This window comes from Borrelia hermsii DAH, assembly GCF_023035675.1.
In the GTDB taxonomy this organism is placed as follows: Bacteria; Spirochaetota; Spirochaetia; order Borreliales; family Borreliaceae; genus Borrelia; species Borrelia hermsii.
This window is the reverse complement of record NZ_CP073138.1, coordinates 1-20,014: the sequence shown is the minus strand read 5'-3', so window position 1 is coordinate 20,014 and position 20,014 is coordinate 1. Positions and strand designations below refer to the sequence as shown.

At 30.2% G+C, this 20,014-nt stretch carries 27 protein-coding genes; 2 read left to right on the top strand and 25 right to left on the bottom strand.

Going from position 1 to position 20,014, the window contains the following annotated elements; genetic code table 11:
* Window positions 1–21: 21 nt before the first annotated feature.
* From bhDAH_RS04695 to bhDAH_RS04625, 15 genes are all read right to left on the bottom strand, one after another.
* Window positions 22–441 (bottom strand): DUF1463 family protein, encoded by a 420-nt coding sequence (locus tag bhDAH_RS04695; protein WP_062706278.1) that lies wholly within the window; start codon window positions 439–441, stop codon window positions 22–24.
* Window positions 442–443: 2 nt separating this feature from the next.
* Window positions 444–1,571, bottom strand: a complete 1,128-nt coding sequence (locus tag bhDAH_RS04690; RefSeq protein WP_062706281.1) for a DUF787 family protein — start codon at window positions 1,569–1,571, stop codon at window positions 444–446.
* Window positions 1,531–2,124, bottom strand: a complete 594-nt coding sequence (locus bhDAH_RS04685; protein WP_062706284.1) for a DUF764 family protein — start codon at window positions 2,122–2,124, stop codon at window positions 1,531–1,533. Before bhDAH_RS04685 ends, bhDAH_RS04690 begins: the two co-directional genes overlap by 41 nt.
* Window positions 2,121–2,510, bottom strand: coding sequence for a hypothetical protein (locus tag bhDAH_RS04680; protein ID WP_062706286.1), 390 nt, complete (start codon window positions 2,508–2,510; stop codon window positions 2,121–2,123). The genes bhDAH_RS04685 and bhDAH_RS04680 overlap by 4 nt, the downstream gene beginning before the upstream one ends.
* Window positions 2,501–2,875: a DUF1506 family protein gene (locus bhDAH_RS04675; RefSeq protein WP_247098877.1), complete on the bottom strand. Its 375-nt coding sequence runs from the start codon at window positions 2,873–2,875 to the stop codon at window positions 2,501–2,503. The genes bhDAH_RS04680 and bhDAH_RS04675 overlap by 10 nt, the downstream gene beginning before the upstream one ends.
* Window positions 2,875–3,288 carry a DUF3890 domain-containing protein gene (locus bhDAH_RS04670; RefSeq protein ID WP_247098876.1) on the bottom strand — a complete coding sequence of 138 codons (414 nt, stop codon included), beginning with the start codon at window positions 3,286–3,288 and terminating at the stop codon, window positions 2,875–2,877. The genes bhDAH_RS04675 and bhDAH_RS04670 overlap by 1 nt, the downstream gene beginning before the upstream one ends.
* A 26-nt stretch (window positions 3,289–3,314) precedes the next feature.
* On the bottom strand, window positions 3,315–4,277 hold the full coding sequence (locus bhDAH_RS04665; protein ID WP_062706306.1) for a hypothetical protein: 963 nt from the start codon (window positions 4,275–4,277) through the stop codon (window positions 3,315–3,317).
* 25 nt (window positions 4,278–4,302) lie between these two features.
* Window positions 4,303–4,869: a DUF228 domain-containing protein gene (locus bhDAH_RS04660; protein WP_062706309.1), complete on the bottom strand. Its 567-nt coding sequence runs from the start codon at window positions 4,867–4,869 to the stop codon at window positions 4,303–4,305.
* Between the two features lie 33 nt (window positions 4,870–4,902).
* Window positions 4,903–5,712, bottom strand: a complete 810-nt coding sequence (locus tag bhDAH_RS04655) for a DUF228 domain-containing protein (protein WP_051480168.1) — start codon at window positions 5,710–5,712, stop codon at window positions 4,903–4,905.
* A complete protein-coding gene (locus bhDAH_RS04650; protein ID WP_062706312.1) occupies window positions 5,712–6,281 on the bottom strand; it encodes a DUF228 domain-containing protein in 570 nt (189 codons plus the stop codon). The genes bhDAH_RS04655 and bhDAH_RS04650 overlap by 1 nt, the downstream gene beginning before the upstream one ends.
* Before the next feature lie 12 nt (window positions 6,282–6,293).
* Complete coding sequence (locus tag bhDAH_RS04645) at window positions 6,294–6,887, bottom strand: DUF1357 family protein (RefSeq protein ID WP_247098885.1); 594 nt, start codon at window positions 6,885–6,887, stop codon at window positions 6,294–6,296.
* A gap of 1 nt (window position 6,888) precedes the next feature.
* Window positions 6,889–8,103, bottom strand: coding sequence for an anti-CBASS protein Acb1 family protein (locus bhDAH_RS04640; RefSeq protein ID WP_032489662.1), 1,215 nt, complete (start codon window positions 8,101–8,103; stop codon window positions 6,889–6,891).
* A 151-nt stretch (window positions 8,104–8,254) separates the two neighbouring features.
* Entirely contained in the window at window positions 8,255–8,797 is a 543-nt protein-coding gene (gene bdr / locus bhDAH_RS04635) for a Bdr family repetitive protein (RefSeq protein WP_247098884.1), read from the bottom strand.
* Window positions 8,798–8,836: 39 nt separating this feature from the next.
* Window positions 8,837–10,189, bottom strand: a complete 1,353-nt coding sequence (locus bhDAH_RS04630) for a PBSX family phage terminase large subunit (protein ID WP_247098883.1) — start codon at window positions 10,187–10,189, stop codon at window positions 8,837–8,839.
* Window positions 10,190–10,205: 16 nt separating this feature from the next.
* Window positions 10,206–10,766: a DUF603 domain-containing protein gene (locus bhDAH_RS04625; protein WP_032489659.1), complete on the bottom strand. Its 561-nt coding sequence runs from the start codon at window positions 10,764–10,766 to the stop codon at window positions 10,206–10,208.
* A 163-nt stretch (window positions 10,767–10,929) separates the two neighbouring features.
* Here bhDAH_RS04625 and bhDAH_RS04620 point away from each other — a divergent pair, with 163 nt between their 5' ends.
* Window positions 10,930–11,352 carry an Mlp family lipoprotein gene (locus bhDAH_RS04620; protein ID WP_025407087.1) on the top strand — a complete coding sequence of 141 codons (423 nt, stop codon included), beginning with the start codon at window positions 10,930–10,932 and terminating at the stop codon, window positions 11,350–11,352.
* Between the two features lie 504 nt (window positions 11,353–11,856).
* Complete coding sequence (locus bhDAH_RS04615) at window positions 11,857–12,624, top strand: tyrosine-type recombinase/integrase (protein ID WP_062706351.1); 768 nt, start codon at window positions 11,857–11,859, stop codon at window positions 12,622–12,624.
* A 285-nt stretch (window positions 12,625–12,909) separates the two neighbouring features.
* Here bhDAH_RS04615 and bhDAH_RS04610 read toward each other — a convergent pair whose 3' ends face one another.
* From bhDAH_RS04610 to bhDAH_RS04565, 10 genes are all read right to left on the bottom strand, one after another.
* Window positions 12,910–13,728: a DNA adenine methylase gene (locus bhDAH_RS04610; RefSeq protein WP_032489656.1), complete on the bottom strand. Its 819-nt coding sequence runs from the start codon at window positions 13,726–13,728 to the stop codon at window positions 12,910–12,912.
* The gene (locus bhDAH_RS04605; RefSeq protein ID WP_247098882.1) at window positions 13,725–14,141 is read right to left on the bottom strand and encodes a DUF261 domain-containing protein; all 417 of its coding nucleotides are present in this window, start codon (window positions 14,139–14,141) and stop codon (window positions 13,725–13,727) included. The genes bhDAH_RS04610 and bhDAH_RS04605 overlap by 4 nt, the downstream gene beginning before the upstream one ends.
* A gap of 23 nt (window positions 14,142–14,164) precedes the next feature.
* On the bottom strand, window positions 14,165–14,518 hold the full coding sequence (locus bhDAH_RS04600; RefSeq protein WP_247098881.1) for a hypothetical protein: 354 nt from the start codon (window positions 14,516–14,518) through the stop codon (window positions 14,165–14,167).
* A gap of 49 nt (window positions 14,519–14,567) precedes the next feature.
* On the bottom strand, window positions 14,568–14,963 hold the full coding sequence (locus bhDAH_RS04595) for a single-stranded DNA-binding protein (protein WP_062706345.1): 396 nt from the start codon (window positions 14,961–14,963) through the stop codon (window positions 14,568–14,570).
* On the bottom strand, window positions 14,956–15,150 hold the full coding sequence (locus tag bhDAH_RS04590; protein WP_062706341.1) for a hypothetical protein: 195 nt from the start codon (window positions 15,148–15,150) through the stop codon (window positions 14,956–14,958). The genes bhDAH_RS04595 and bhDAH_RS04590 overlap by 8 nt, the downstream gene beginning before the upstream one ends.
* A 29-nt stretch (window positions 15,151–15,179) precedes the next feature.
* The gene (locus bhDAH_RS04585) at window positions 15,180–16,541 is read right to left on the bottom strand and encodes a DUF244 domain-containing protein (RefSeq protein WP_247098880.1); all 1,362 of its coding nucleotides are present in this window, start codon (window positions 16,539–16,541) and stop codon (window positions 15,180–15,182) included.
* A gap of 393 nt (window positions 16,542–16,934) precedes the next feature.
* On the bottom strand, window positions 16,935–17,513 hold the full coding sequence (locus tag bhDAH_RS04580; protein WP_062706377.1) for a chromosome replication/partitioning protein: 579 nt from the start codon (window positions 17,511–17,513) through the stop codon (window positions 16,935–16,937).
* 54 nt (window positions 17,514–17,567) lie between these two features.
* On the bottom strand, window positions 17,568–18,347 hold the full coding sequence (locus bhDAH_RS04575) for a ParA family protein (protein WP_062706374.1): 780 nt from the start codon (window positions 18,345–18,347) through the stop codon (window positions 17,568–17,570).
* Window positions 18,323–18,883 carry a DUF226 domain-containing protein gene (locus tag bhDAH_RS04570; RefSeq protein ID WP_025407110.1) on the bottom strand — a complete coding sequence of 187 codons (561 nt, stop codon included), beginning with the start codon at window positions 18,881–18,883 and terminating at the stop codon, window positions 18,323–18,325. The genes bhDAH_RS04575 and bhDAH_RS04570 overlap by 25 nt, the downstream gene beginning before the upstream one ends.
* Window positions 18,884–18,892: 9 nt before the next feature.
* The gene (locus bhDAH_RS04565; RefSeq protein ID WP_062706372.1) at window positions 18,893–20,014 is read right to left on the bottom strand and encodes a plasmid maintenance protein; all 1,122 of its coding nucleotides are present in this window, start codon (window positions 20,012–20,014) and stop codon (window positions 18,893–18,895) included.

Here is a 20,014-nt window from a genome sequence, read left to right as displayed (position 1 = left end):
ATCCTCCTTAAGCGTTCAAAATTAGGTGTTTACTGTGCAGTTAACCGCTCTGATTTCAAATGTAACCTTTTCAGCTTCAGCAGAATAACTTCTTGAAGGTTCTTCTGCAAAAAATGCATATTGAGATACAATTTTGATGTCTTCTAAGTCATTGAATACTAAATCTAACATCTTTGCAGTTTTACTTTGATGAGTATTATAAAATTGGTCTTTTGAAAGCTTTGTTAGCAATTTGTACTCATAAGATCCAATTGTAACTTCAATATTGAATATGAAAGTAATGGTTCTAGGATCCCTGAAGCTAACTACGGGGAAACCCCTATCTTCACTGCTAGCTACCGCTCTTGTTGTAGGTTCACTTGTAAGTTCTAACTTACCACCTTGAACTTCATTCCCACCAATTGAAAAAAATATGTTCCTTAAATCATAGTATTGTTCCATTCTCAATTCTCCTTCAAGCTATTTAGATAACTATTTATATCTTGTGCTGTAATGTTTAAAAGGACAGCGTTCATAGAGTGGTTATAAGTAATCTCTATTGATAAGAAAAGCTTTAGCTCGGGTGTTGGTGATATGTGAATCTTAAGCTTGGAGTAAGCAACAATAATATTCCTATCAATGAAACGTTTAAGCATACATTCAACAGCAGCACTGTAAGCATTATCTCTTTTTCCTGAGAGTTGTAGTTCTGATAGTTTACTATTCTGTCTACCATTAACATTCCATACTCTAATAAGCTCGGATGTAAGTTCAGATTTGATATAATGATAAGTAAATAATTCGTCAATGGGAGTTCCTTCAAGAGTTACTCCTTCCTTAAAAGCCATAACACCATCAAGACCAGTCTCATTAAGCAATGAGTAAAAGTTAATATTAGCATTCCTAAGTTTACAGGTTATAGAATCATCAGTAATAGGACTCATACCGCTAAACTTAAGTCCATAAGGGTTTACAGCATGAAATATACTCGCTTCATGTAAGTATTTAGATATAAATCTTAAGTGTAAGTATTCCTCTCCTTTAGAGTGGATAACAATAATTTTAGATTTAGAATTCGTACCATTTTTAAACAACGCTTTTATTTCAGATTCTTTTGTTGCAAATACAAAGAAGTGAGCAGGGTCTTTAAAATGAGTATAATCATCCTTATATATTGTAAGCCCATCACCACCATCACTGTTACTTGAATAAGTATTAATAAGGGCAACAAAAGTATATCTATTGTCTCTAAGTTGGGTTTTAATTGCCTTTGCTTCGGTTCCCTCTTTATATATAAGTAGCTTGACTGATCTAAGTCCGGCATCACCTGCTGAGAAGAATGCTTGCATTGCTTTTTTTAGGTATTCTCTCTCCTTATTAAATTCATCCTCACCATTACTTCCTTCTTTTTCAAGTGCCTCGATTTGTTTTTCAAAGCTATTTATATTTAAGTTTAATATCTTTACCTTAGGTGTTGAATCATTGAGTTTGATCTTTGCACATTTATACACTAGTAAGGGTGTATAGTAACTTACATAGTTTATATCTAATTCAGAATGTGCCAAATTCACACTGATTGTATCTTGTGGCATTCTGTTCTTCCTCCTTAATTTGGTTTTCTTTTACTTGCACATTAGCTTTAAAACCACAACTTGCACAGTATGCCAACTGACTATAATTGCTCTTGATATCAATAAGACCAGAATTTTGCATATTGGTTGTAGCATAAATGTAAAACTTTAGATCTATTTCATGAGTGCTTATACCTTCTTCAGGTTTGAATGTAAACCGTTGGGTACCTAAGTCATGTAAAAAATCACTAAATAACGTATAAAGTGACATAAGTCTCTTATATGCATTCTTATTAACGTTTGCAAATGCCATGAAATAGATTTGGAAACAGATACCAAATTCATTTACATTTTTGTAAAATGAACCGGTTCTTAAGTTGTGATTAAAGAGACCTAAGGTATTTTCAAATTTTATTGCAAGGATATTGGGCTTTTTTATTGTATGTTCAGACATGTATGGATGGTTATGCGTATTTATAATATCAACATCAAGTTTATGAATGCTTGCAAATTTAGTGAAGTCTTTTAAAACTGATATTAGAGATTGATTTATAGTAGCAATATCCAGTATCATTCATTTATCCTATATTCAATGGTCTTAAGCATAAGTCCGCTGCAACTGAGTGGTACCTCAGGTGTTTTGCTACCCCTTCTCTTTTTTAAAGCAATTGTCTTAGGAGAGAGTGCAGGTTTTACTTTAGATGCTAATACGTAATTTTTATAATATTCTATAAATGCATTTCCCAAAGCATTCATACCATTTTTAATGCCTTTATTAAATTCGTTATTCATATAATTGGTATTAACGTATTCTCTAAACTGAGAAGAATTAGCTACTTCAGTCAAGTGCTTACGTATAGGTAAATTCTTAGTACCCATTTCATGTATAAATGCTACCAAAGCACGTCCCCCAAACCAACCAATCTCTAATTCTACTTCTCTAAAACCTTTTATCTCCATTCCAAACCCCGTAAAATTAAAGTCTTATAACCAACGCTAGAGTCAATCTTTATAATTTCAAAAAATGAACCCTCAAGTGATACTCTGTCTTTAATTTCAAAATTAATCTCAGCATTTGTGTAAAGCTTTGATAAGTTTTCCAAGTCATAAATATTAGAGTCATTAATTTTTACAAGTTCTTGTGGAGAGATATCGATAATAATTCCAACAAACTGAGTATAATTGTTTTTATCGAAATTAATCTCAGGGCTTTCAAACTCATCATCATGCGAATATGTTCCTTTGTAAAACCGGAAGTATGATTCTTCACGAAACCTGCCAATCATGCGATCTGCCATACTAGCAAGCCTGTCTCTTGTGCTCATTACACAACACCTATGCAGTAAGTCTTACGCGCTCCTGACTTAATTTGTGTGATAAGCTCTTCAAAAGAGGAACAATAATCTTTACTCCCACAATTCAATTCGGTACCTGAGGATGGATAATAATCAATCTCAAGCTCACCAAATTTTTCTTTTTTGATTTGTTCAAGACCAAACTCACGAATCACACCAGAACGCTTTAGATGGCAACCTATGTAATAATAAAGCAGTAGAGATGCTTGACTAATATTTAATTTGCTAGGATTAATTCCACGTGTTTCAATTATCATTTCAAGTAGCTTTGCTTGTTCTTCAAACTTTGCAAAACTGAACTTCTCTTCAGATAAATCTAAGAGAGCTTTAATTTGTAAGTAAAGCTCCCCGAAACCCCCTGATGGTACGTTACTAGTACTCATAAGTAACTTTCCTTAATATTTTCAGTCTAACTTTGTTTGATATTAACTTTCAAAATAGTCTTCTCTGTTGCTAAGAGTCCTCCTAAGACAAAATCAAGGTATGAATGAGCAATATCACTTGAATCATAATCAACTTGTCTATTTAGAGTTGGATACATATATCTACTTGGTTTGAATTTTAGTAATTTTGGATTTAATGGATAGATAAGTATCTGATTTGAAAGTAAGTTACTTGTATGCAAGTAAACTTTTTGCCAATCGTTTACAGCCTTAATTGTGTTAATCAACACATCTCTCCATTTATCATTAGAAACTGCTGGTTTTGTATCAGTACCATATGGTTTTACAAGTTTCAAACTGGTTGCTTGGTCAGTAATTACCATCATTGGTGTTGAGAATGAATCTCCTAATTCTAATTTTGAAAGTCCCAATTCAATCTTTTCAAAGATCTTATCCATTTTATCTTTGTTAGAAGCTTCAACTTCTTCTAATATCTGATTTGGCATGTTAAGTAGGCCATACATGTTAGGAAGTAATACCTTTTGATTTTTACCATCTCTTTGTATTGAGACAGTACCTGTTAAGATAAAGTGGTCAATAATCTTAATAATCTCATCACTTGCTAGTTTGAATGCTTCTCTGAAGGGAAGTAAATTGTTATTTACATCTCCAATATATCCATCATGAGTATAGAAATCTTCTTCAGCTTGATTGATATGTCTGAATTTGTATTGCAATCTTAAATAATTAAGCTTTACAGTCTCTGAACGAAATCCAATAGTTGAAATAGTATTAACTTCATTAACTAAACTTGTAGGATTTGCACTAACAAACGCATCCCATTTAATAGTTTTCACAAATCCATTTTTTAGATTTACATAATCAATCTGTTCATCAGCTAACCATTTGTAAAATGTTGGAACACTTATATCATCAATGACATTTGCAATTTCCTTTGTATAATAATCTAAATCAAATAAATCTGACATAAAAATCTCCTATAATCTCCTTATATTAATTTAAAGCTTTGTTCCCATAGCTTACGACACCTACCATATAAAGTTCATTTGATAGCTGAATAGAATCTGATGTGGCTACAGTATTAGTGTTATTGCTAGAACCATTAGTCTTCTCAAGCTCACCATTTGAATTAAACTTAAGCTTGTCCTTTCTCTTAATAGAATTATCTTTAGCAACAAGATACCCTTCAAAATATTCTGTTATTGGGACTACTGTCGCAATACCAGTATAATCATCAATGTCAGTGCATATGCCGTATAAATCATCACCACCCCCAGCCTCAACATGTGGCTCGTAGTGTGGTTTATTATTCTCTACTGTATTTACAACAAGCTTTACCCCTCTTTTGTATGGATATCCTTTACTTGGATGACTCTCTAATTTAGCTTTACTGCTTGTTGCAGTGCCACCAGAATTACTAAAATGTAAATGTTTATCTCTAAAATCAGCATTGTTACTAAAGACAGCCGCATCACTACTAGGATTCTTTATTAACGCTTTAAGCTTATCCCTTTTAGTTTCATAGTCTTTTACTAATTGTGTTATATTAGCAGATGACAATCTTCACCCTCCTATTTTGATAATTAAATAATTTTAAAATCTATTACCATAAACTGATGCTTTAACAAAATGCAATTGGTACTGACCCTTACGCGTAGCATCCTCTAAAGCTAAATCAATGGTAAATGCCTCACTGAGTGCTACGGCATTAATCATTTTCTTACCACCACTTCCTGCTTTTATAAGCATCCCATTTGAATCAAAATCTAATTTATCTGCTATCTTGATACTTGAATCACTAGCTGATAAATATCCTTCAAAATTATTTGTTATTGGTATTACAGATGCTACTCCAGTACTCTCATCAACATCAATGCATATTCCATACATATCCTCATCATTTGAAGATACGACATAAACATTCTCATTTTCTACTGAAAGCTTAATTGCTCTCTTGTATGGATACCCTTTGTATGAATATTCTTCTATCGTATCAACACTACTAGATATTGAGAGAGCATCAGCATCGATAATCTTCATCTTATCTTGAAATCCATTCTCAAATCCACTAAATAACGCCCTATCTTCACGTTGAGTCTTAGTGTACTTCTTAAGCTTTAGAATTGAATCTCTATATTGCGTCTCAAGTGACTCTACTTGTGTAGGTGTATGTCTTTTGCTTCGGTTTTTAGGTTGAGTACTTGCTCTTAACGTTTCTACATCTTCTAGAGTATCTAGAGTACTTAAAGTTGCTACGTCTAGTGATTTTAAAAATTCTATTTGCTCTTGACTTGCTACTTGAGTTTCTAATTGCTCATTTGCTAGTGAAGACTTAGAAGTACCTTGAACTTCTTTAGTACCTTTAGAATTTGTAGAAATGGTCTTTTTACTTACAGTACTCATTAACTACCCTTTAAGGCCCTATTTCCAAATACACTTACATTTATTATGTAAAGACTGTCATTTAACTTGTGTGCCTTTGATAAAGCTATTGCATTAACTTTAGTGTTAGTTGAAGTACTAGCCTTTTCTAATTCTCCATTTGCATTGAAGCACAACTTATCCCCTACATTAATTGAAGACTGATTATCCTTTTTTACTACTAAATATCCAGTAAAGCTTTCCGTTATTGGTATTACTGTTGCAGTTTGGGAAAAATCATCAATGTCAGTGCATATGCCGTATAAATCATCACCACCCCCAGCTTCAACATGTGGCTCGTAAGCATTATTCTCACCAAAAGATAATTTGACTCCTCTCTTGTATGGATATCCCTTAATTGGATAGTTCACAATTACAGTATTCCTACTTGTTCTAGCGCCACCTGATGCTTGGAATGTTAAATGCTTATCCCTAAAATCAGTATTATTACTAAAGACCGCAGAATCCATGCTAGGATTCTTCATTAATGCTTTAATTTCTTTAAGCTTATCTTCATATTCTTTTCTTATTTGCGTGATATTATTAGACACCTTAACCTTCCTTTAAGCACTGCGTTTAATTATTCTTTTGGAATTCTGCTTTTGTTGATTGATGTAAAACTGTATCATACCTTCTGTTAGCTCAGTGCGATTAATTGGTCTGAAATTTGAATTTGATATTGATATTTGCTCTTTAAACTTAACACCGTTATTCTCTAATCTTGAAGCAGTACGGATATTCTCATTATTTTGCCTCTGCTTTATATGCACTTTTGCCAAATCTAAAAGCTGTTCTAATATATGCCCTTCAATATGTTCTGTTGATTCAACCTTAGCTATAGCCTTTATCTGTTCAGGAGAGACATATTTGCGAATAAGCTCCCGACTTTGCGCTAAGAGTATCTCATCAAGTGAATATCCTTTAGAAAGCAACGCTTCCTTATTGAAATGATTACTTAAGTATTTACTTGCAAGTGTATCAATCTCATTGATAAAAGACTTATGCCCACCTTTACTCTCAAGACTTAGTCTATCTTTGTATTTCCTATACTCTTCATATTCAGAAGCACTTATACTAACAACATCAGGTGTCTTGTCTACTGCTACACCAGTACTTGTAATCTCAACAGAATCATTAGTTTGTTCTTCTACTTGCATATTAATCTCCTAATTTTGTAAATAAATTTTCTTTTAGTTTCATCTTTTCATCTAAACTCAAATTCGGATTTGATATTACAGATGAATATCTTTCATATATCTCAAGTAATCTCATGTCTCTCTCAATCTTCTCAGGTTCACTAAGCATCACAAGTGAGCCAAAATGCATCTTAAGACCAAAATACTTAACAAGCTTATTATTAACCGCAACTTCAATTTGGTCTTGCGTACCTTTTAGAAAATCATAATAATTAGATCTGTCCCCCTTTCCATCACTTCCAAGTCCCTTAACTTGTTCATTAAAGCTCCTTGTTAGTGGTTCTTTTGTGTCAGCACCTATCTTTGCTTTTACTAATGATAATGCCTCCTTTAAATATGAAAGGTCATACTTGATAACCTCTAATGATGCATTTGGTTCACAGCTGTAAAAAATTCCATCATTGTCTAGCTTAGATTTAAGTCTCTCAAGTTCCCTCATCAGTTCATCATTAGCTCTGCTAAGTGATGAGACATCTCCATCCTCTTTGGATATAAAACCAGTAAAAAAATCTTTAAAAAAACTATTCTTATCACTACTTCTCTTCTTTGCAAGTTCTAAAGTAACAGAATCTGTTGAGAGGGCATCTTTAATATGTGAGAGAGATTCATCTTTGTAAAACAAAAAATTATTATTTTCTATTCGCTTCTCTATCTCAGAGTATATTTTCTCAAGCAGGTATACATTAAGTAAAAAGCTTGCGCTATAGCATGGACTGTGAGAACCTAAGACATAATCATAGTTCTCATATATAAGCAAGCGACTCTTGTGTATCTCTAAGGAAGAGAGTTCAAGGTTATCAAAAGCATCTTCTCCTCTTGCATAATAAGTTATGCAATTAGAACCAGGCCCCGCATCATATACCCTAGAGTAATCAAGATACATAAATCCTATAGGCAACTCTAAGTTAACAGACTCACTTAAATGACTAAATTCATCATTTGTCTTAACTAAGATGTATCCTGCTCCATTGAATCTGTAACTGATAATACACTGTAGTAATGCTGCCTTAAGTTCTATCTTTAAAACGTCCAACTCATCATTAAACTTAGATTTGGAAATACTTTGCAAAAGTATCCCATTCTTTAAGACATCTTCTGCTACATTCTTGATATAGTTTCTAAAAAATATCGAATATTTATATAAATCTCTTGAATTAATATTAAAATTTAAACTCATGACTTCTTTAGCCTTTAACGATAGCAAGTATAATGCAATATTTAATTTTTGCTAATTATTTCTAACAAAAAATTAAATAATTTTTGTAAAAAAATGACGGAAAAAAATAATTGACAGAAAGTCAATTAAATAAGGGGCTAGTTAAATAAATTTACTTTACTAATAGCGATATTAATGCTAAAAATATTCCTATATTAAGGGTGATAAGAGTCCCAAACATCCAATTATGTAGTCTTAATGTACTCTTAAGTTCCATTTTGTTAACATCAATTTTGTTATCTAGTTCATTGAATTTAGTATCAATCTTTACATTTAGATTATTCTCAACAGTATCAATCTTATTATCAAGGTCTTTAATATCAGATTTTAATTCATTTCTAACGTTATCAATTTTATTATCAAGGTCTTTAATGTCAGATTTTAATTCATTTCTAACGTTATCAATCTTAATGTTAAGATTATTCTCAACAGTATCAATCTTATTATCAAGGTCTCTAATATCAGATTTTAAGCTTGCCTCAAGCTTTTCAAGCTTAAGGTTAAAAGTAGTCTCTAAATACTCAATATCTTTATAAGTAAGCTCATTGCGATAATATCTGTAAGACAGATCAATAGCAATCTCTCTATTTATCCCGGCTTTGGTAAGTTCTGCTATAACCATTTGTTGTGTAATTACTGGTTGTGCAAGTCCCATAAAATCTCCTTATTTAATTATTATATAATATTTTACATGTTATAGGAACCTTCTTTTAGTAAAATGTGCTTTAAGAGAACGTATACCCAAAGTCAACAACATATATGCTGCTGATAGGCTATCTAATGAATCATCAGCACTCTTTCCATCTCCTTTGTACTTATAAATATCAGATATAGCTGACTTGCTTGAATAGTACATAATACTTAAGTTAGAACTTGCAAATGGTCCTATTAACGTAGCAATTCTAGTAAATTTATTACTTATAGGTTTAATTGGCGCAATTCTAAACTCATGATTCATACCTGCTCTAAGTTTAAGAAAAGTTTTAGTCACATTCCCATGCCCAGAAGTATCATCCCTATCTTCAACATATAGTGTATGTACATTAAGGTTTGTTAAAATAGTTTTAATTGTATTTAATACCCTAGGGTCACTGACTGGTAACTTTTCTTGAAATATAAATGCATAATACTTTTGATCTACTCTTTCTAAAACACAAAGCGCAGTATTATCACCTCCAATACTGTATGCAGGATCTAAATATGCTATTGGTGCCTTAAATTCATGATTACTTGTAAGATTAATATTGGTAAATATCGAATCGTATGAGGCAACCCATTCTCCTAAGAGTACCCTTGCTTTATATGTTGGCATGTCCCTGTAAATCTCTTCTTGGGTTTTAATAAATTCTTTTGATATTAGTTCATTATCATATGTTGTAAAGTTATATGTAGCATAAGTTTTCTTGTTATCAATGTAATCAGTTTTAAAAAAATGTTCTGGACTGTCTGGATTTGTATCAAATATAATAGTTTCCATACCTACTCTAAGTCTCTTTAAACATTCTATTAGCGTTTCCTTATGCAGTGTAGTTGCTTCATTAACGTAAATAAGAGCGGAATTACTTCCTCTAAACCTTTCAAAATCACTTGCCTTATCTCCACCATATAGATTGACTCTTAAGGAGTCTATTTCAAAATATGATGTATTAGAAAACTTTGGCGTAAAGGGTACTCTTAGCATGCTAGCAATCTTTTCAAACTGCCCTAAAACATTAATCTCTAATGATTTTTGGGAATTACCTAATATAAAATTATTGGTATCCTGTTTATAAAAATGTCTATTCTTAATGAGCATCTTTAGATATAAATAGCAAGCCAAGAATGTTTTACCACTGGCAATACCACCTGACAGGATAATTTTACTTTGATTATTATTCTCAATTAATTTTAAAACCTCACATTGTTTCTTAGTTAGATATGTCTTTTCAAACCCTCTAAAATCAATAACAGTTGCTTTCAGTTTAATTAAATCTGCTATATCAATACCAAATTCACGCTTGTATTCTTTTTGCATTTCCTTAAAAAGAGGTAGTTTATATATATCCATTTCCTAACCTTTAAATTTAAAATTTAGATCTCACATCAACATCAGTAGCTTTAAGCTTAAGCATTGTCTTATAATAAAGTGACATCTTCTTAAGTTCTCTTTCCCTTTTAAGTTCATCCAGTTTAAGTTTTAATTCTTCAAGCCTCTTACTCTCTTCATCTGAATGCGAAAGATTATTATTCCTAATTTTATTATCAAGACTTATAATCTTAGATTCTAATACTTCTATCTCGTGATTATGGGCTTTAAGTTCCAACTCTAAATAACGACTAAATGAATTTATAAATTCAATTCCCAACATGCTTCTGGCCATACTAAACTGACTTTTAAGATCACGCGCTTGGGCTGTACTTTGTGAAGCATGAATCAAAATATTAGTTAAAGTATCCTCACGAATAGTAAGCTTAGCAGTTTCTTTAACGTATTCAGGGTCATCCTTAACCTCTTCCCACTTGCGTCTCATCTTTCCTACATTAACACGACTTACTCCCAGCTCTTTTGCTATTTGTGCGTCATTAAGCCTGCCTTCTTTAAAATACACAACATAATCATCAAATGACTTCTTTGCTCTTCTCATATCTCTTTAAACCTAGTCTAAATTAACAAAACTTAACAAAAACCAATATAAACTCTATAACAAAACAATCAACTTTACAAAAACAATTAAGACTTATAAGTACATATACCTTAAGAAAAAATAGAGATATATTTTTAAAATCATAAAGATAAGGAGGTTTGTTATGAAAACGATTAATTTTATTTTGGTTTTATTGCTACTAATTAGTAGTTGTGAATATGAGAATGGAAATATTACACCCAAAAGTAGAGGAAAAAGAGCATTAAACGAAGAACAAGCAGAAGTACAAAAAACACCTGAAGAAATGTTAAAAGAAAAGCTAAATGATAGTCAAAAACAAGGTTTAAACTTCTTAAAAGATGCTTTAGGTGATGATTCTATTTTCAACAAAATTTTAAGTCATGATGAATCTAAAATAAAGGAAGCCCTTGATCACATACAAAGTGAACTTGCAAAATGTACAGGTAATAATGCTAGCGATCAAAAAAACACTTTTAAACAAGTAGTAAAGGGCGCTCTTAATGATGGTGAAAACTTAGATAAGTTTAAAGAACAAGCATCAAGCACTTGTAATGCAGGTGGTTAAAAGCACCTCTTATAATCACAGATGAAAGTTAAGAAATAATATTTAAGAAAGGAAGATTTAAAAGAGTAAAGCCACAAACAAAGATAAAGAAAACAAATAAGGAAAATAAACGAATAGGGATTGTTAGAAAAAATAGTAAAGATAAATAAATTAAACTGGTTACAAAAATGGTAAAAGAAGATAAAAAGTAAACAATTGGTTAACAAAGAGAAAGAGGTTAAATTTTAAAGAGCAATACGTACCATTGTAAAATGAAGATCCACTAAAAAGACAAATAGAGTATATGTAGAGGATATTTTCAAGTATTTGTTAAAGATAGGATAAAGTATACTAGAAATATTAACCTAACATATCAAAAAGTACCCTTTCTATTTACATAAAGTACCTTAGAGGGGGTATTTTATATACAATGAAGCGATGTTAGAATTGACTTACAATACAAGTATTTGCTAACATTTTTGTAACTAATTTTAAATATTTTTAAAATCTTTAGTTAACAATAAAATGCATGAAAAGGAACTCTTAACTAACAGTAATCTTAACTTTATAAATGAACTAATAAAGCAAAATGAATGCCTCAATGAAGAATTGTCACAACTTAAAAGTACACTTAAGAGTAAAAATAAAGCTTCAAAACAATCAAAAAACACTCCTGTAAGATTCTATCTAAATGACAAAACAACCAAACTAGTAAAAAAATGTATAAAAAAGCTTATACAAATCAACCCAATCTCTGGATGGTTTGTATATATCTTAAGTATTACTGGTTGCAGAGGTGTTGAGATACAAAATGTAAGACTATCTGATGTATCAAAAGAAACAAGCAGCGATGGTGAAGTATTCTATTCTCTTCGTGTTAATGTAGCAAAAAAGAGAAGTAGTATCTGCATAAGAGAAGTAGTTATTAGTGAGTCTGAATTTGATGCTATTATGCAAATACATCAAGAACATTTTGCAAGCAAAGGAAAAGACAAAAGGCGTACTTATCTTTTTCAAAAGAGTAAACACAAATTCCGTGACAATAGAATTAGCATAATTAAGATTTCAAAACAATTTAAATCATTGCTTCTTAAAGCAGGATTTAGGTATCGTAAATCTTTACATATATGTAGAAATATATTTATTGCCTCACTAAAGTCTAAAGGATACAACTCATTTGAAATTAAAGAACTTATGAAATACTCATCTACTACTGAGATTGATAATGTTTATGGACTCTCCCCTGCAAGTAAAATTAATGCTTACAAAGATATCAAAACTAGCTTGAAATAACTTACAATTTTTGCTAATTTATTATATACTTCTACTAAAGTTATTATCAAAATTCATTTTACCGCATATAAATATGTACAAATATAAATACCTAAGAACCAATCCTTAGGTATTTTTTCTAACAATAAATTATTTGCTAAGCTCTAGTTTTTGTCAATTATTTAGTGTATAATACATATAAATCCTGAAAGTTTCAACCAATATTTCATTTTTAAAATAAAAAAAGACTCTAAAAATTTTAAAGAAGTAGAGTCTTTTTTTATACAACAAATTAAGAATACAAATTCACGCTTGCACTTTAAACATTTCAAGTTGAATATAACGAGTATTTTTACAACTCATACTTGATTTACTGGTTCTATATGAAGTTGCAAGTATTTCATGTTTAGTATGCCCAAAAGTATTAGCAATGCCAGTTGAACGAGCTATATAATTAACATTAAGATTATATTTCAAGAAAAGTTCTAAAACCCTTAAATCATCAAATTCACTTATTGCAAATTGCCAATTATATCTCTTCATCTCTACAATGAGCCTCTCAAGAGAATCTAAATTCCACCCCCGATTATCAGCAAGACTTCCACGTGAAATTGAATATGGTGGATCAAGATATACAAATGTTGAAGCAATCTTATCACGCTTAGGTAGAGCACCCAGAAAATCAAATATATCACGCGAAGTAAATATTGCACAATCAAGCATCTCTTTTGCTCTAGACTTATAAGTCTTAAGCATACCCAGAAATAATCTCTTAGAATTGCTTCTATCTAACCTCATAGTTAAGTTACATGAACCATATAGAGAATACAAACTTCTTAAAACCATATATTCTATCTTGTCTTGATTTTCATTTATAATTCTGTCATAAATAATTGCGTCTCTTACCTTCTTGTAAAGAACATCAGGATTGCGTCGCAAATAATAAAAAAACTTATAAATAAACTGAGAATTATCATTGAGTATATTGTAACAAGCTAATGGTTTTGCAAAAAAGATTGCGCCTGTTCCAAAAAATCCTTCAATATATGCAGTATGCTTAGGAAAAAGACTTATAATACCCTTACTATAACGATACTTATTTCCTTCTCTAGCTAGCAGTTTCAATGTTTCCTAAACACTCTCCTTGATGTAATTTGATATTCAACTCCTCTTTCCTTAAGCATAAGTGAATCATAAAGCACTCTGGAATCGTTAGTTGCTATAAAATGATATCCTGATACACCTTTGATTTTTACTTCACTTATCTCAAATTCATGACTTGCGCATCTGTAAGAATGACTTATCCAACGCACACTTGTCTTAATGCCAAAATTTTGAAGTATACCGCATGGATTTACAATATAACAATTACTTTTAATGTATCCTAAACCAACAAATTTATGATAATTATTGTTAATATCATTGATACTAAACTGCAATTTTTTAAATTGTTCTATGTAATAATGAAGACATAAAAAGTAACATCCCCACTGACGTATTTCTAAAATTAACTTTGGATTATTTTGCGTTATTTTCATCTTTAACCTCTAACCTTTAATCTTTAACCTCTACTATCAAATTTAATACTTTGAAATTCAACTTCAAACAGCGATAAATCTTCAAAAAAAATTAACATAAGGTCCACAAACATAGAAGACCTGAAATGCTTATTTACAGAAAGACTTTTTTCCTTAATCTTAGTTATTCCACATATAGCTTTAATATGTGGATTCCTTAGGCAAAACCTTAAAAAAATATCAAGATAATGCCTCGCTAATGAACAAGTAAATTCCTCATCGTAAGGTTTCACAAGCACTACCGCTCCCTTCTCAACTACCTTGCTAAATAAAACTTCTTCAAATTCATCTCTTTGGTCCATCATCTTCTCTACAAGTTCAATTTTTGCATAGATCATACTCAAAACTCCTTAGCTTACAATTATTTTTGATTGCAATATATCATTCCTAAAAAGGGATATCCTCATGAAACCCTTCATCAGAATCAACCTTATTAGTTGCTCTTAAAGCAGGTAATGGGCTTAGTATTTGAATCTCATCCACTAAAATGCTGCTCTTGCTTCTCTTATCACCAGTGCGCTTGTCATCCCAACTCTCATACCTTAAAGACCCATTAACTACAACTTGTTTCCCCTTTAAAAGAAATGCTATTAGTCTTTCTGCTCTACTCCCAAAAAGCACACAATCAAAAAATTGAGCATAATCTATCCATTCATTATTCCTTTTTATTCTCCTATTATTAGCTAAACCAAACTTCAAAATAGGAATGCTGTTGTTAACGTAAGTAATTTCACTGTCTCTAGTCAGACGCCCTGATAAGACTACTGAATTAATATCAGACATGAGAGCTCTCCTTATCCCTTAATCTACTCATAATTTCCATGAGTCTTAAATCATGATCAAGTCTTCTCATATCCTCTAAAAATTCTTGTCTTGAATAATAATCATAAATTATTTTTTCTAAAGTTCTTTTGCTAAATTTACATAAAAACTTCACAACCTGATAAGTCATTAGTAAAAGTACTACCATAAAGCTAATCCTCATAAGCCCCCACCACCTTAAGCACTTACAATGGGAGTTGCAATATCAGACCATTGCTGCACTGAATCTAAACTACTAGCAAGAAAACTGATATTGCCACTTAACGATTTGAATCTATCTTTAATAGCTCGCTTGGTTGTATCTAAAGAAAATAGATTACCTTCAAAGCAATAATTTACATGCTCCATTAATGAAAATTCTGCAAATATTTCATCTATTCGGGATTTAAGTTTATCTTTCATAGGTTTTGTTGTCTTATATAACTCTTGTGTATGTCTATTCTTAGCTATCTCTTCTGCTTCTTCTATCTCTGTTTGCAAAGCACTAATTTCACTAAGACACCCTTTCAAGCGATTATCCTTCTCTTTATCAATCTCCAGGTCAGTACATCTTACAAATTCTAGAAAGTCATCTTTATACTCTGATTCTGAAAAATATTTGTATATCTCACTACTCTCAATCCCTTCTTGAATTAGTTCACTTAAACTATCTAAATCTATATTCTCAATATCATACTTTGCTCTTAAAGCTTCAGAAATACTACTTACTTCCGCTTCCATTCTTGAAACATCAAACATTACTTCATTAATAAACTTATCATCCCTCTCAATTACACAATTGATAGCTTCATTACCTATTAGAAAAAACAGATTCCCCTTACTTAAACCTGTACATAAAAGTTGTATTTGCACTTGAACGTAATACTTGAAAAAATATTTGTTTTCTAAGAAGTTACCATTCTTATTGTATTCAATTACAGCACTCTTTAAATAAATATTATCACTGCATTTAATTTCTAAAAGCTCTGCTTCCCCTTCTTGGTTTTCAAACCAACCATCAATTGTTGAACCAACCAAATTATCCCGTCCCTTAAACTTCTTGAAGTAATTATACTTATCTATCCCATTTGCATATTTATTCTTATGTAAAACAGCAATCTCATCAGAGTGCATACGTACAAATTCATCAAACCCTAAATTCTCAAGTATCTTTCCTTTCCTCATGCTTAAGTTCTCTTCAAATGAAATCTCTCTTCCTAATAATTTCAAGACCCTATCAAGCATTAATTTTGAAACACTCTCAGCCCCAATAAACATACTCCCAACTTCACTTGCTCCTATACGCTTTAATGAATTCCTTTGAATGTTAAAATCAACTTTGCTATTAAACTTGAAACATTCAGTTTTGCCAATTCTTGATAGCTTGCGTCCTATTCTGCTTATTTTACTTACACTTTTTTGTCTCTTATTAATCTGGTCTTGACTTTGATGTGCAAATGAATCAAATCCTTCAAACATTTTTTGATCATACAAACCTGGCTGCTCCATCCCTACCTCTACTATTTTCTCATTTGTTTTTGTTGCTTTTATATTTGTCATTTGTAAACTCCTTATTACATTTGTGATTTTATAAATATAATAATATAACAAAAACTTTTTTTATCAAAAATTTTTGATAAAAAAATACATGTAATATTAATATATTGCTTGCTTATTAGTTAAAAAACAAAAAAGAACAAAAAAATTAGAGTTTAGTTAAACACTCTTAATAGAATCCTTAACTAAGCTCTAATGGCTCCAATATCGTTCACAAATATAAGCAGAGTCTAAACGACAATACTTAATAATAAGATACATCACTTTCTCAAGAATATCAATTCTATGATGACAAATACCAATTATTTATTCAATGTACTATCAATATCCTAACAATTACTCCTTTTCAAATTATTTAATTACAAATAAGACAAGAATACATTTAATCCATATTTTTTATATTTTGGTATTTTTATATTTTAAAAGTTTATCCTCTAAAAACTTTTTATCATTGAGAAACATATCTTCTAAAATAAAACTAGTAAACTTTGAACTTCGCTTGTAAAAATCATAGGCTTCTTGACTTTTAAGTTGAAATCTTAATGGTTTTACTGGATTTTGCCTTGATTTCTTAATTGTTTTACTTTCTTTGGTTTTAATAAAGTTTAATGTTTGATTAAACCCATTCTCAACCAAAAATTTTTCTTCTAAGATACCATCTTGAATAGCAGATGCTATCTTTAAATAATTATATGCTTGTGATTTTGCCAAGTTGTATACTTTTGAAAATTCAGCAAAATTTTTATAGCCGTCTAATTTATAATATTCTTTTTCTTTTATCTCTTGCAAAATATACATAGTTTCTATTTTATTGGAAATATCTTCTTTTATATTATCCTTTAACTTAATCTTTAAAAGATTAAATCTTTCTTTTTCTTCATCTAAAATACTATTATCCACCATTAAAATAGAACTTTTCTCATTATCCAAATTTCTTGGATTAATTGATATTTTCTTATCTTTTTCTTCTTGCATTTGCAAATCTCCTTAACTTATTTAAGTTTCCAGTAGTGGAATTTTTTAATAAAACTAAAACTTTTTAATATCACTTTTATCTATTTTTATGAATAAAGAGTCCAATATCTTTTTATATTCTTCTATATAATCTTTAGTCAAATCAAAAGTATCATTCCTTGCAATTTTTCTATTCAAATCTTCTCGTTCATTTACAAGCCCCAAAAATCCTTTTCTGGACTGTAAATGTTCCAACAACTCTTTATGAGTATTATTTTTTTTAAATCTAGTTATAATAAAGAAAATTGGTATTAATCTCTTCAATTCTCTAATAAAAAATTCTAACAAATCATAACTTTCAAGTGTCCATTTTTCAGATGTCATTGGAACTATTAAGTAATCAGTGGCACATAGAGCACACGTTAATGTAAAATCTAAGCTTGGATTAGTATCAATCAATATATAATCGTAGTTTGTCTTCAACTTTTTTAGCTCTCTACTTAGCTTGAGTTCAATAAAACTATGTCTATTTCTACAATAGAATTCTCCATTAAGAGTATGTAATGTTAAATAACTAGGTATTAAATCTAAATTATTGCCAATATAAACAATTGATTCAATTATATCCAAATTATTTTTTATAACCTCACATATGTTTTTTTTTCTTAAATCTATGCTTTGGGTTGTTACTTTTTCATAAAAATAACTAGTAGTCGATGCTTGTGTGTCCATATCTATTAAGAGCACTTTGTACTCCTTTGCTAATAAGGTTGCAAGTATGATAGCACTTGTACTTTTCCCAACACCACCCTTAATCGATGCAAGCGTTATTATTTTAGGTTTTTTTCTATCCATTTCGTTATAAGCCCCCCTTCTGATAATTTCTTCCCATAAAATTCATATACTTGTTTTTCCAATTCTATTAACATGTTAATTAAGGCTTTGTAATACTGTTTATGTGTTACATCTTTTCTAAGCAGATAAGCAAGTCTTCTTAAATAGCAAAATACACTTCCTTTCTTAAATTTAAACTCTATATAATATGCTTTTGAAAAAATATATGACTTAGTAATACCATTTTCTTGATACTTCGTTAAAATATTTTTTATTGGTTTTCTATATCCATAACGAATACCTAAAAACTTGTCTCCTTCTCTTATAGAAAATAAATGAAAATATTCTATCTTGTTTTGATCAAATAATCCTCTGAATGCAATAAAAAATTTATGTTTTCGATTGTCTTTTGTCTTGAATGTGTATAAATCCATCATGATTTTAGTATGATATATTTTTCTACCTTCAACTTCCTCTATTTTGATAAAAAGAGGTTTCTTTTCTTTTGGTATTAACTTTATTTTTTCCTTCTCTACATTTTCCAATGCACAATCCATAATAAATCCTCAAGTAACAACTTGTTTAAACTCCGTATTCTCTAAACAGCTTTTTTGTTCTTCTACCAATTCTAAAATTTCGTAGTAATAATGGTTATTAAATACCTTGTTATATTCCAATTTGTTCTGTTTGTTTAAATATTCTTTCAGTATTGGTACTAAAACTGATGTGTCTACCTTGTTTCTTAATTGTTCAAGAAGTATGCTAAATACGTTATTCCTAATTTCTTTCTCATCTTCTTTTATGATTATTTCAACACGTTCAACTGACTTTTTAAGCTTCCCTATTATCCTTTCTAAGTCATTGTACTTATTATTCTCTATGATAAAGTGTGGTTTGTTTTGATATTGCTCATATACCTTTTGTACTTGAGCTTCTAATTGTTTACTGTTATAGCCTTCATTTTCTAAGTTAATCCTTGTCTCATCCAGTATTCTATTTAATTCTAATCTCTTACTCGCAAGTTTGTTTTCTTGTAACTTAATATTGCTCTTTTTCTTGTGTTTAGTTTTTTCAATGAAGTTTTCTGTCCTTTTAAGTACCTTAAGTACTTCAATTGTAGCATCTTTTTCTAGTTTTAAATTCAAAATAGAGTAGAAGGCGTTTGATCTAAAATTGCATTTCTTGGCGTACTTTTCTATTTGTAATTTTTCTATTTCTTTTATGTCTTTCTTCTTTTTTTTATTATTATAATTATTATAATAACACTCCCATTTTTCTACACTCCCATTTTTAATGCAAGTCTTTTTAATACCTGCTTTAACGCGAGTTTGAAATTTTTTCCCTTTTTTGTCTCTAAAGAGTTTATTGATTATGCGGTAACATTCTTTCTTGGAGTATTTAAGTTTGTAATAAATTTCAGTTCCCATGTTAACACCCAAATGTCTGTAATAATTCATTGTGACTTTAAATTCTTTTTCTAATTTATAAAGGTAGCTTTGTAGTGTTTTAAGTTTAGTAGGCTTTTGGCCATTTCTTTTCATATTGTTATTAAAGTAATAAAGTATGTCGCTTTGAGTGTATTTTTTAAGCTTGAAGTTCATGTAGTTTAATGTTGATATTAAAACGATTAATTTGTGCTGGTGTTTATTTTGATATATTTTAAGCTTTTTAGCTTGTTGGTTTCTCAT